Source organism: Streptomyces mauvecolor (assembly GCF_039532965.1).
Lineage (GTDB): Bacteria > Actinomycetota > Actinomycetes > Streptomycetales > Streptomycetaceae > Streptomyces > Streptomyces violascens.
On the sequence record NZ_BAAASQ010000039.1, the window covers coordinates 16,414 to 29,365 of the forward strand.

Annotated in this window: 6 protein-coding genes; 2 read left to right on the plus strand and 4 right to left on the minus strand. The window is 65.7% G+C overall.

The window, feature by feature from the left end; all coding sequences use genetic code 11:
- Positions 1-321 precede the first annotated feature (321 nt).
- Positions 322-4,209: an FG-GAP-like repeat-containing protein gene (locus ABD346_RS34520; RefSeq protein ID WP_344380264.1), complete on the plus strand. Its 3,888-nt coding sequence runs from the start codon at positions 322-324 to the stop codon at positions 4,207-4,209.
- Positions 4,210-4,327: 118 nt separating this feature from the next.
- Here the strand turns inward: ABD346_RS34520 and ABD346_RS34525 are convergent, their stop codons facing one another.
- Both ABD346_RS34525 and ABD346_RS34530 read right to left on the minus strand, forming a co-directional pair.
- Positions 4,328-4,636, minus strand: coding sequence for a hypothetical protein (locus ABD346_RS34525; RefSeq protein WP_344380265.1), 309 nt, complete (start codon positions 4,634-4,636; stop codon positions 4,328-4,330).
- The gene (locus tag ABD346_RS34530; protein WP_344380266.1) at positions 4,633-5,523 is read right to left on the minus strand and encodes an IS5 family transposase; all 891 of its coding nucleotides are present in this window, start codon (positions 5,521-5,523) and stop codon (positions 4,633-4,635) included. The genes ABD346_RS34525 and ABD346_RS34530 overlap by 4 nt, the downstream gene beginning before the upstream one ends.
- Positions 5,524-5,699: 176 nt before the next feature.
- On the opposite strand from ABD346_RS34530, the gene ABD346_RS34535 reads away from it, so the two are divergent.
- Positions 5,700-6,506, plus strand: a complete 807-nt coding sequence (locus ABD346_RS34535; protein ID WP_344380267.1) for an IS5 family transposase — start codon at positions 5,700-5,702, stop codon at positions 6,504-6,506.
- 501 nt (positions 6,507-7,007) lie between these two features.
- Here the strand turns inward: ABD346_RS34535 and ABD346_RS34540 are convergent.
- Together ABD346_RS34540 and ABD346_RS34545 are read right to left on the minus strand one after the other, a co-directional pair.
- Positions 7,008-10,808: a hypothetical protein gene (locus ABD346_RS34540; protein ID WP_344380268.1), complete on the minus strand. Its 3,801-nt coding sequence runs from the start codon at positions 10,806-10,808 to the stop codon at positions 7,008-7,010.
- Between the two features lie 402 nt (positions 10,809-11,210).
- Positions 11,211-12,863 (minus strand): FG-GAP repeat domain-containing protein, encoded by a 1,653-nt coding sequence (locus ABD346_RS34545; RefSeq protein WP_344380269.1) that lies wholly within the window; start codon positions 12,861-12,863, stop codon positions 11,211-11,213.
- Positions 12,864-12,952: the final 89 nt, after the last annotated feature.

Consider the following 12,952-nt stretch of genomic DNA (forward strand, 5'->3'; position numbering starts at 1 on the left):
AATGACTTACCCAAGCAGGAAGAAAGCATCAGAAAATAGTGAGCCACGAAACAGCAATGGATCGCGCACAATCGGGCACACAAGGCATCAGAACTCACAGAACAGGCACGATGTCTACACAGTTGAGCACTCTGCTATCAGCACAAGAGAGACATAAGTCCTTATGCCCGATAGTTGATCATAACGCCAATCGGAAAGCCCTCCGCATGGCCACCTCGCAGCTCCCACCGAGAACCCTTGAACCTGCATGCCGGATATGCTCCGGAAAGCTCGCAGAATCCGCGGCAGAAATCGATAATTCAGAGGCACGTCAGGAGCAGCATGAGGACACAGAGCCGATATAGACGCCGAGGCATGGCCTCCGTTTTGAGTGTGGCCCTCGGCGCCGCGTTCATCCCTCTCACCATCGGTACGGGCGTCGCGGTGGCGAACGTCGCGGCCGACTCAACTTCCGCTCAAGCCAGTGGGGTTGTTCCGGCTGATGCTCCGTCGTCTCCCGGCCAGGCGGAAGCAATCTCAGCTTCGGCCAAGGCCAAGTCCACGGGTTCCGTCGTCCCCGTGAGTGCGGCGACCACGTCGATGAGCACCCTGATGGCCAATCCGGACGGAAGCTTCACCCAGACCCAGAATCTTCAGCCCGTGCGGGTCAACAAGAGCGGCACTTGGACGCCGGTCAACGCCACTCTCCAGCGTGGCGCGGACGGGGCCATCGCCACCATCGCAACCCCCACCGCCTTGGTCTTCTCTCCTGGGGGCAGCGGCCCGCTCGCCACGATGACCGCTCCTGACGGCAAGGAACTCGCTCTCAGCTGGCCCGATCCGCTGCCCGCCCCCACTCTTTCCGGCGCAAGCGCGCTGTATGCCAATGTGCTTCCGGACGTCGACCTCCGCGTCACCGCACAGGACCAGGGCGGATTCACGCAGGTACTGGTAGTCAAGACCCCGGATGCGGCCCGCAACCCCAAGCTCGCCACCGTGCGCCTCGGCACAACGACGAACGGCCTCACGCTGACGAACGACAGCACCGGCGCCCTCGACGCCAAGGACAGCTCGGGGGCGACTGTCTTCTCCGCTCCCACCCCGGTCATGTGGGATTCGAGCACATCGACCGTTGCACCGGCCAAGTCTCGGTCACTGTTCATGAAGAGCCCGGCCGCAGACAGTGCCGCCGACGGGGCAGCCACCGGCCCGTCAGCCGGCGCCAAGCAGGCGGATCTGCGGGCGTCCGCAGGCCGGGACGGCATCACGCTGACACCGGACCAGAAGCTCCTGACCGCTTCCGACACGCACTTCCCCGTCTACATCGACCCGAACTGGATACCCCGCAACACGGGCAACACGGCTTGGGGTGGCATCTGGGAGGCTCACAAGGACGAGGCCTGGGACACCGCCAAGTGGGATGACCCCGGCGTCGGTTACCAGGGTTGGCAGGCGGACACAGGTATCGAGCGCGTCTTCTACAAGTTCGACACCTCCTTCTACTCCGGCAAGACCATCGGCTCCGCCACGCTGAACATGCTGGAGACCTACTCGGCATCGATCGGCTGTGATAAGTACGCCGTCAACGTCTACCGCGCCGATTCCTTCAACTCCGGCGTAACGTGGAACACCGCGCCGTCGACGCACGAACAGATCGGGAGCGCGTCCGTCACCGGTACCCGCAACAACGACTGCCCCGGCAATCAGCTGGCGGTCGCGGACATCACCTCCGCGGTCGCGAACGCCGGTAGCAGCCTGTCGGTGGGTGTCTTCGGCGCAGACGAATCGGACCGGGACAAGTTCAAGCGTTTCTCGACGAACCCGACCTTGACCGTTCAGTACAACTCCGTTCCTCGGGTTCCTAGTTCACCTGCCACTGTCCCGGCCGCGCAGTCACCGACGACTCCGGACTGCGGCGTGAACGCTCCCTTCGGCTGGGTCGGCTCGACCAACGTCGCCAGCGACGGTATCCACCTGCGGGCCAACATTTCGGATCCGGACGGCAACCAGCAGGTGCGCGGACAGTTCGCGCTGTGGGACTACGTGAGCGGCGCCGGGATCATCTCCACGGGGGACGCGAACTCAAGCACTCCTTGGGTCGGCAACAACACAACCGTCGACAAGGCCGTCGGTCCACTGGAGGACGCGCACACCTACGGCTGGAACGTACGCGCCGACGACGGCATCAACCATTCCGCCACCAGCGCCGGCTGCCACTTCCAGATCGACAGAACCCCACCGAGCCAGCCCACCGTCACCTCGACCGACTACCCCGCCGCAGGTTCTTCGACCGCCCCTACGCACGTCATGGGCGACGGATTCCAAGGCCAGTTCACCTTCACGGCAACCGACGCCACCAGCGGCGTCGACCACTTCGAGTACTCCTTCAACACCTCGCTTCCCGTCGGCGGCGCCAGCACCGTCACCGCCACCAACGGCTCGGCCAGCATCAAGCTCGCGCCCAGCCACTGGGGTACGAACTTCCTCGACGTCAGCGCTGTCGACAAGGCCGGCAACCACTCACAGTCGTACGAGTACGCCTTCTACGTCCCCGACAACCTCACCGCCCACGCTGCTCCGGGCGACTTGACGGGTGACGGTGTCCCCGACACCGCGATCGTCGACAAGGACGGTCAGATCCGCTTCTACACAGTAGGAACCGATCCTGCCCTCGGCGTCCCGGTCGCAACCTCACAGGCCCCTACGGCCGACAAGACCTGGAAGGGCGCGACCCTCGCCCACCGGGGCGCCATGCACGGCGCGGCAAATGTGGACGACCTGTTCGTCCTCAAGTCCGGCAAGCTGTACATCTATCTCAACCCCGGCCCGGGCAACTTCATCAAGGCACAAGCAACGGCAGTCACCCGGCCGTCGTGCAACGCCACCATCACTGACTGCTCCACCTACGCAACCGACTGGTCTCAGGCAAGCCAGATCATCGCCGCCGGAGACGTGGACGGCGACAGCGCCCACCACAACGACCTGATCACCGTCGAGGGCGACAGGCTCTGGCTGTTCCCCGGCAATGGCAGCGGGCGCCTCCTTTCCCCCATTCTGATCGGAGCGAGCGGCTGGAACGGTTTGACGGCCGTGGCACCCGGCGACGTCACGGGGGACGGCTTGCCAGACCTCTGGGCCCGCGACAAGGCCACAGGCGCCGTATACCTCTACGCCAACCGTGCAGGCGACCCCAAGGGACTTGGCGACACGGCTACGCGCAAGCAGATCAACAGCGGTCTCATGCCCCTCTCCTATCCGGCGCTCACCAGCGATGGTGACATCGACGGCGACGGGGTTCCGGACCTGCTCGCTGTCAGCTGGGACGGCCGCCTGACCGAATTCCCCGGACAGAAGGACTCCAGCGGCGCAGTATCCCTCGGCACCCCGGTCGACCTCAGCCAGCGCGGCTGGACGGCCACTGCACAGTCCATCGAGGGCTCGCCCTACCTTCCCTCCAGCCGGAGCGACTTCAACAGCGACGCCCGGCCGGACATCGCCGCCGAGTGGCCCGACGGCACCCTGCACCTCTACACCGGTGACTCAGGCGGACGACTCGCATCCGGCCCACAGATGTGGGACAAGACGTGGGGCGGCATGAAGCTCATGACCACCGGCGACTTCAACGGCGACGGCAACGCCGACCTGGTCGGCGAATGGCCCGACGGCACCCTCCACCTCTACCTCGGCAACGGACAGGGCGGGCTGGACGGCTCAAACGTCACGCAGCTCCCCGAAGGCACCACCTGGGGCACCGTCAAGCAACTGACCACCGGCGACTTCAACGGCGACGGCAAGACCGACCTGGTCGCCATCTGGGGCGACGGAACCCTGCACCTGTACACGAACAACGGTGCCGGAGGCCTCAACTCCGCCGTCCCCATGTGGCCCGACAACAGCTGGGGAGGAATGAAACTCCTCGCCGCAGGCGACTACAACGGCGACACATTCGCCGACATCCTCGCCGAGTGGCCCGACGGCACCCTCCACCTCTACTTCGGCAACGGACAAGGCGGACTGACCGCCGGCCCACAGATGATCGGCGGCAACACGTGGTCCTCCGTCCAACACCTCATAGCCGGTGACTTCTCCGGCGACGGCAAGACCGACGTCGCAGCCGTATGGGGCGACGGAACCCTCCACCTCTACCCCGGCGACGGAGCCGGCCACCTGAGCGACCCCGTCACCATGTGGCCGGACAGCACGTGGGGAGGAATGAAACTCGTCAGCTAGCCAGAGCACTCTCATTCCGGTGCCTTGGCCCCGCTGGGCGGGGCCAAGGCACCGGCGCGGCATCAGCCGCACTGCCGCGGCACCCGTAAGGAGGCCGCCCCTGCCGTTTCAGTGGACGTTAAGTCCGTTTCTGGTAGCGGCCTCGTCCGGGCTGGGTGAGGAAGCCTTGGCGAACGAGGCGGCCGAGACGACTGCGGGTGATGTTGACGGCAGCCTCGTGGGTAGGCATGCCGAGGAGTTCGTGCAGCTCGCGGGCTCGGAATGCCTGGTCGGGGTGCTGGTTGAAGGCGTTCACGATGGCCTGGTAGGCAGTGTTCATCTCGGATGGTTCGGGTTCGGCTCCAGCCGGTGCGAGTTCGGCTATGACCTTCTGGGTGGTGTCCAAGTCTGCGAGTCGCGCTTCGGTCTCGGCCAGGGTGGCGGTCAAGTGCTCGATCTGGTCGCGCAGTTCCCTGGCCCGGGCTGCGGTCTGGTCGTGCTGGGCCTGGAGGCAGGCCAGGAGCTTGNAGCCATGTTCGCGATGGAGGCCCAGTAGACGCGCGAGGCGGAGGTGTCGGGCCGGTGGTCGTACTCGCGGGCCAGGCGGCGGTGCAGCATCAATGCGCCGTTGACCTGCTCCACGATCCACCGCTTGGGTTGCGGGACGAACCCTTTGGCCTGATCTTCGGGGTTGCGGCGGACGACTTCGACGTCGATGTCCAACAGGGCGCCGTGGATGATGACTTGGTCCTTGAAGCCCTGGTCGACCAGGGCCTTCTCCAACCGCATCCCGCACCGCTCGGCCACCTGGTCGAGCAGGGCGGTGCCGGCGGTGTTGTCGTGAGCGGAGGCGGCCAGCACCACGACGCCGATGACCAGTCCCAGAACGTCGACGGCCAGCCCCCGCTTGCGCCCGGACACCTTCTTGTTCGCGTCCAGTCCCGTCGTGCCCTTCGGGACACCTGCAGCCGCGCGGACGGACTGGGTGTCGAGGATCACGAGGGACGGGTCCTCTAACCGGCGGGCCTTCTCCCGTACCTGGCAGCGCAGGAGTTCCTGGATCCGCTGGTCCAGCCCGTCCTGGCGCCACAGACCGAAGTAGTAGAACACCGCCGACCAGGTCGGGAAGTCGTGCGGCAGGAGGCGCCACTGGCAGCCCGTCCGGTTCTGATAGAAGATCGCGTTCACGACCTCCCGCAGGTCGCAGGCCCCGGGATCGCCGGTCGCCGACCGTGCCACCCGGTCCTGTTTCCAGGCCGTGATCATCGGCTCGATCAACGCCCACTGCTCGTCCGATAAGTCACTGAGGTACGGCTCTCTCTTCACGCCCCGCATCTCAACATGGACATGCCGAACAGGAAGCCCGGACGACGTTCAGTACCACGATCGAGCGATCACGAACCAAGGAAGATCGGACTTAACGCCCACTGAACCTCTTTCATCCTGTGTCGCAGGGGTGAAATGGGCTGGTCAGCGGGCGTGATGACGAGGCAGGGCCCCTCGTCGTTGGCGTGGTGATTCCACTCATCACACCGGCGACACGAGGGTCGCTGTTGGTTCCGTATCCTGCCACGATCGACGTGTCGCACGAGCTCGTCGAACACGTGGCCTGGCTTCTGTATGACCGCCGCCGAGAGATCAACTCCCGCTGGCGCAAGCTCGGTTGCTTCAAGCAAGCGCTGCTGGCTCTCGCGCATCTACGGAAGAATGAGACATTCGCGCAGGTCGGCGCGGGCTTCGGTGTCTCCGAGGCAACCGCTTGGCGCTACGTCGACGAGACCCTGGACGTGCTTGCCTCATGGGCACCCGGCCTGCACGAAGCACTCACCGGTCTCGGCGAAGGCGACCACGTCATCGTTGACGGCACACTCATTCCGACCGACCGCGTCCGGGCCGACGAGCCGTACTACTCCCAAAAACACAAGAAGCACGGCATGAACGTCCAGGTCATTGCCCGCCCGGACGGCACCCCGCTCTGGTTCTCACGGGCCACCCCCGGACGGACCCACGACCTGACCGCGGCCCGAGCCCACGGCATCATCCAAGCGTGCCTGACACGGCAGATCCTCGTACTCGCGGACAGGGCCTACCAGGGAGCCGGCGCCACCGTCCGCACCCCCTATTACCACCACCGCGAACAACCGCAGCACTACCAGGAGTTCAACCGTGATCACGCTCGGCTTCGGGCTCCTGGAGAACGTGCCTTCGCGCAGCTGAAGGCCTGGCGACTACTCCGGCGGGCCCGATGTTCCACCCGGCGTATCGGCACCATCGTCCAGGCCGTCCACGCTCTCATGACCTGCACATATTCAGGATGAAAGAGGTTCACTGTCAGCTGGTACGGCCCAAACTTGCCGAGCATCACTGGTGAAGAAAGTCTGGGCGTCCATCAACAGGCGTCGGCCCCCGAGAATCCTCGGGGGCTGACATTAGACTCTATCGAGTGCGCCTTCGCATCGAGACGTCAGGTGCGAACCACATTGCATCCAGGCTAGGCCAGGCGCACGAGGTCAGTCACCGATGAACCGAATATAGCCGGTCCTATGGATGGCCTGATTCGCACCATCGACCACTTTTTGAACGACAGGGGTTATTTCGCTCTCTGGTAGCGCTTTCAACTCCGCGACGAGTCGGGGCAGCTGAATGCAGTTGAACCAGGTTTCTCCATATCTGTTGACTCCATGACGCAAGCTATCTTCAGGCGCACGCTCACACATGCCCCTGAAGGAGTCTGATGAGTCGTCGGTGAAGGAGCTCATGGCGTCACGGCGGAGATCCAAGACGTAGATTCCTAGGCCCATTTCGCCCTCTCTTTCTGTCTACACGGGATACATCGTCACCACATCAGCAGCCGTATTGATTACCACGGTGCACGTGCTGGCCGACCCTCCCTTGTTTGGCCCCGTCACAGAAGACGTCCCCACGTTCTCACATGGGAATGTCTTCTCGAAGTATCCTCCGCTGTTCCGGGTGAAGGGAGCCGGGTCTTTGAGCCCTTGGTCGAGCAGTTTATGCAGCTCACTGTCTGTCATGTTTCGACGGAAGAGACCCTTTGAGGGGTCCACTCGGCCTCCTCCGGGGAAGTGGACGTCCCGGAGGTCGCTGATCGAGCGAGCGTCGAGTCCAGGCACACCCTTCACCTGCGGGGGCAGCTTATATGTGCAGTAGTCGTCCCAGCCGCCCGAGGCGGACATAGCGACCACAGAAGCCTTCGGTGCAGCCTTTGGCTTCGTTGTGCAATCGGGAAGCCTGTCGCCCTTTTTGAGCCTTCCCAGTAGCTCCCGGTATTTCTGGAGAACTCTTTTGGCCTGGTCTGACTCTTCGAAGAACTTAGTGATTCCCGCGACAACCCTGCCGATGGCAGCCGAGACCCTGGGCAGCTTGCCGACAACGAGGACGATGGTGACAACATCAACGACTGACCATAGACAGCTCATCACGTCGTGCTTGGACACGCACTTCTTGATGTCGTTGACCCCGATGACTTCAAGGAGGACGTCCGCGCCGTTTTCCTTGATCCAGTCGATGATGTCCTTGTTAGCAAGAGCCCAGACCGTGCGCCATTCGTCGACGCACTGCTGACCGCACTCCTGGCGAAGCAGTTCCTCTTCTTGAGCCGTCAGGTCGAAACCGATATCAGAAGAGCCGTTGTCGATGGCTGACGCGCGTTCAGCTTCGACCCGCTTTCGTGCTTCCTCTTCCGAGCGGGTGGCGGAGGCGTCCGCTTCCTTGGCCGCACCGTCAGCGTTGCTGGAAGCCGTCTCGGCTGCGGTGGCGTCCTTCTCCGCCTGCGTAGCGGTGGCGTCGGCGCTCTTGGCGTCGGTCTCAGCGTCGCTGGCGGCCTTGTTGGCGCTGGCTGCGTCCTTCTCCGCATCCGTCGCGTCGCGGTCGGCCTGGCTAGCAGCGGCAGTGGCGTCGTTTGCCGCGAACGTCGAGTACATGGCGTCAGTGCCAGCGTCTGCCAGGTACTTCTGAGCATTGGCATCGGACTTTTTCGCAGCCCTCGCCGCGGTGTCTGCCTCAGCCGCTGAGACGCGGGCGGCTGCCGCAGAGGCTAGAGCGCGTCGGGCGTCAGCGGCTGCGTCGGCTGCTGCTTGGGCTGCGATCTTCGCATCGCCCGCGGCCCTATCGGCAAGCTTCTGTGCGTCGTCCGCGGCTTTCGCGGCCTCCTTGCCCTTCGCTTCGGCTGCGGATGCCTGCTGCTCGGCGAGGGGTTTGGATATCTGTCCCACCAAGGTAGCGAAGGCGGCTGAAGCGTCCGCTTCGCGGTAGGGAGAGCCGAGTGCGACGGCCTCGTCGGCTGCCTTCGTGACCGTTATCGCGGCGTCTCTAGCGCCTTGGGCAGCTTGACCGGCGGCGTAGGCGAAGCCGGCGGTCTTCGCGGACCAGGCAGCGGTCTTGGCTGACTCGTCTTTGGCTCCCTGTGCTTCTGTCTGCGCCTTCAGTGCGGCAGCTTGTGCCTTCTTCGCCTCGGCATCGGCTCTATCGGCGTTTGCCTTTGCAGCGGCTGCGGCGTCGATGGCGACGGCGGCTGCGGCGTGGGCCGTCGCTGCTGCCGCGCTGGTGGTCCGGAATGCAGCCCAGGCCGCATCAGCTGCCGCGTTGGCCCGTGATGCTGCCGCCTGAGCGCGAGTTGCTGCAGCACGCGCGTTCACGGCGGCGGTACTCGCATCGTTGGCCGCGCTGCGAGCCCGCGTGGCCGCGGCGCCTGCTTCGTTTGCCGCGGTGCGCGCCTCGGTGGCCGCAGTACGGGCTTCAGCAGCGGCTGGCTTGCCTTCAGCTGCCGCCGCTGCCGCTTCGAGGGCCTTGGCGCGGGATTCCTGGGCGTTGTGATCGCGCTCGGCGGCGGCAGCCTTGTCTCGGGCCAGGAATGCTCGGGTCTCAGCGATCTCCGCTTTCTGGCGTTCGCTGGCTGCGGTTGTGCCGGCGGCTTCGGCGAAGGTGCGTTGGCGTCCTGCGGCGTCGCGTTCGGTCTGGGCGCGCTGCTCGGCTGCTGCAGCCTTTCCGCGCTCGCTGGCCGCGGTGTCGCGTTCGCGTTCGGCGTTGGCCTTCTCGGTCTCGGCGATGCCTCGTTGCTTCTTGGCTTCGGCAGCACCTGCCTGTGCGGTCTTCTCTGCCGTCTCGGCGGTGGCCTGGGCGTTCTTCGCGGTGGTCGCGTTGGCTGCGGCGTCCTTGGCGAGTTTGTCCGCGGAGTCGGCCGCTGCCTTGGCCTGGCCGCGGGCTTCGAGGGCGGCAGCCTTGCGGAACTCGGTGTTCATGGCGTGCGACTGCGTCTGGGCCAGGGCGTAGAGGGCCTGGCTGTCGGCCATGTTGGCCAGGGTGGCCTTGGACGCGGTCAGGATGGTCTTGGCGGCTGCCTGGGTGGCGGCGTAGGACGCCTTGGCGATCTGTACCGATGTCTGGGCGTACATGAGACCGCGGCCGCGCGGCACGTTGTTCTGGTCCGCGATGGTCCAGGCCGCCGACTGGGCGGCGGTGGCCTGGTCGGAGGCGGTCTTGGCGCGGGCGACGGCGGCGTCGGCGTCCTTGACCAGCCGGGCGGTGGTGTCGCGCGCGGTGACGAGCCGGCGGGTGGCGTTCTTCTGCTCGGTCAGGCTCGGCTTGTCGGTGGCGTCGGGGTGATCGCGCCACCACTGCTGCCAGAACAGGATCTGGTCGGCCTGCCAGGACTGCCGGATCGCCTCGACCATCAGGTCGGCCGTGGTGCGGGCCTCTTTGGAGGCGCCGGCCTCGGCGGTGACGATCTGCTGGCGCTGGGTGGTTTGGGAGGCGTATTCGGCCTCCCATTCCGTGTAGGCCTGGACGGTCGGGCCGGTCAGGACCCGGTAGTGATCGATGGGATTGCGGCTGTCACAAGCGGCCCACGCCATCTTGAGGGCCTCGACCTCGGTGCGAAACCCCAGCGAGTCCGGCTCGGGCGCCTTGGTCGGGAAGCCGCCGAACCGCAGAAACGTGGCGATGTCGTTGGCCGAGTTCGCCTTGCCGTCCGCGACGCCCAGACCGCCGACGTCGCCTCTGCCGGCCCAGTCCTTGTACTGCTTGGCCCAGGCATCGGCCCCGGTGTCGAAGGCGTCGTAGACCTCTTTCGCCTTCGCGACCGATTCCGTGCCAGGGTGCGGGGTCGGGTCGGTCCAGACGTCACCGGGTATCTGCTTGCGCCCCTCCATCGTGAAGGCCACGATGTCCCCGCCGATGAGGGGGGCGTGCCAGGGGCGGCCGCCGCTGTAGTTGGCGCTGGCGTAGGGCTTGTTGTCGATGTCCAACTGGTCCTGGCGGCGGTGGAACTCGGTGCCATAGGCGTCGACCGCGTCCAGGTCCTTCTTGGAGGCGTCGCTGTACTCCTTGCTGGGGTAGCCGCCGGGGCCGTGCAGGGCGGCTGAGATTCCACTGTCGGGTCCGGCAAGGGTCGTGTTGGCGAAGGCCTTGAGTTCCGGTCCGCCGTAATGGACGGCCAGCCCCAGAACGCACCGGTCCGTGCGGGCCTGTTCCCCGAGGCTGATGCGGAGTGTCCGCTTGTACGGGTCGGCCGGGTTGTCACCGGGTTCATCGGCCTGGGCCGGCATCGCGCCCAATACACCGGCCAGGACGGCGGCGGCCGTTGCCAGGGCGGTGCCGCTCATTCCTCGTGCCAGGGCGGCACGTTTGCTGCGCCGTGTTCCGAACAGAGTTCTTCGTTGCACTGTCGGGTCTCCTCGCTGTGGCGGATGGCCGACGAGGAGAAGAGCAGGACAATTCCAGCCGTCAGGGCATGCCAAAGAAGATGCGGCAGAGGATGGTTGTTGCCATGACGGAATTGCGGCGTGCGGGCCTTCCCCCCGAAGGCCCGCTGATCCTTACATGGTCCACACCTTCAGGGAAGAGCAAAGGGAACGTAAGTTCGAAACCGTGTGGGTAATGGCCGGAAAACGCCGGACTAACCCGCGTGCCTGAGGAGCGAACCGACAAGGAGTCCCGGTGAACTACCGTGCCAGCCCGCCGCGTTGTGGGGCTCCGGCGACCGAGGAGCCCCACAACGATGGTGGCTAATAAAGGGCCTTGAAGGTGTTCCAGCCGCCACCCAGGGTGACCCGGGCCTTGAAATTGCCCAGGCCGTCGGCGTCGTAGCGCCAGGCGGTCCCAGCGGAGTCGACGCCGATCAGGTCGGTACGTCCGTCGCCATTGAGGTCACCGGGCGCGGCGAGCATGCTGAACGTGTTCCAGCCGGGGCCGATGTCGACGCGGTCACCGAAGCCGCCCCGGCCGTTGCCCGGATACAGGAACAGGTGCCCGCTGCTGCCGTCGCGGGCGAGCAGGTCGGGCAAGCCGTCACCGGTGACGTCGCCGGCACCGATCAGGGCAGTGAAGGCGTTCCAGCCGCCCCCCAGGTCGGTGCGGTTACCGAAGCCGTGGCTGCCGTTGCCGGGGTACAGGTAGAGACGGCCGCCGGTGTCGCGGGCCAGCAGGTCGCCGTTACCGTCATTGTTGACGTCCCCGATGCCCGCGAAGGCGTTCATGGTGTTCCAGCCGCCACCGACATCGTCCCCGTCGACCAGCAGGTGCCCATCCGCGCGCACCATCGTCATCGACGACCAGCGGGAGGCGTTGTTCAGCGACGACGCGGACGACAGCTTCTCCAGCGGGATTGAGGACATGTCGCCGTCGATGGGCAGCGGGGAGGCGAACTGGCCGTCCCCTTGCGGCAGGTAGTAGCTGAGGGTGCCGGCCGCGTCCCGGCCGATCAGTTCGTTCTTGCCGAAGACCGGGTTGCCCCCGGCGTTGCCCAGAGTGGTTCCCTGCCAGCCAGTACCCAGCTGGACGCGCGCGCCGAGGCCGCCCTTGCCGTCGGTGGGGTAGAGCCACAGAGAACCGGCAATGTCGCGGGCCAGCAGGTCGACGTGGCCCGTGCTGTCGTCCACCGCCAGGATCTGGTTGTAACCGCCCCAGCCCGTCGCCATCTTGACAGGCTGTTTCAGGGGCGATGCCGCCTGCCCGGTTCCGGCATAGAGCCACAGGTCGCCGCCGGGCGTGCGGGCCACGATGTCGCCGTACCCGTCGCCGTTGAGATCCCCTGCGCCCACCAGCTGGTCGAAGGCGTTCCAACTGCGGCCGACCTGCGTCCTGGGCAGGTAAGGGAGCTCCGTGTTGCCGGTCCCGAGAAACAGGTACAGCTCCCCGGACGGCCCCCGGGCCATCAGGTCGTTGCGGCCGTCACCGTTCATGTCGCCGGGCACGAAGACCTTGTTGTAGATGTTCCAGCCCCCTTCCGACCACCCCTTTGCTCCCCACTTGCTGGGTGTGAGGGTGAGGGTCCCCGAGGCAGAGAGCGTGAGGAGCTCGGGAGCACCGTCGCCGTCGATGTCACCGGGTTCGATCAGGTCCTTGAACGCGGTCTTGTCACTCGTGTAGAGCGCTGTCTTGTCGTCCTTCCAGCCCTTGACGTACAGGCTGTCGTCCAACGTCCGCACCAGCACATCGCTGACGCCGTCCTTGTCGACGTCGAACCGCGGCGTGACCGTGCCGGCAGCCGCCGCGGCTGAGGCCCGGCCCGAAGACGCCACCTGCGGCAGACGGCCCGCCGGCAGCTTCGCCGAGGGCGGGACCGACTTGGGAATGGCCGGCTTGACCGGTGCCCTGTCCGGCAGCCCGGCATCGGCCCACGCCAGCCCCGCAGACAACCCCCCGGCCACGACGGCCACAGCAGCGTATGAAGCAAGACGCTGGAATCTCCCAGCATTTACGGATGGCAAAGTTCCCCCCACGGGAATTGAGGTTTCGAGTCCAGGCC

Bases quoted from the DNA above. Each gene is read 5' to 3' on its own strand.
- ABD346_RS34520 (WP_344380264.1), top strand. From the start codon at position 322: ATGAGGACACAGAGCCGATATAGACGCCGAGGCATGGCCTCCGTTTTG.
- ABD346_RS34540 (WP_344380268.1), bottom strand. From the start codon at position 10,808: ATGAGCGGCACCGCCCTGGCAACGGCCGCCGCCGTCCTGGCCGGTGTA.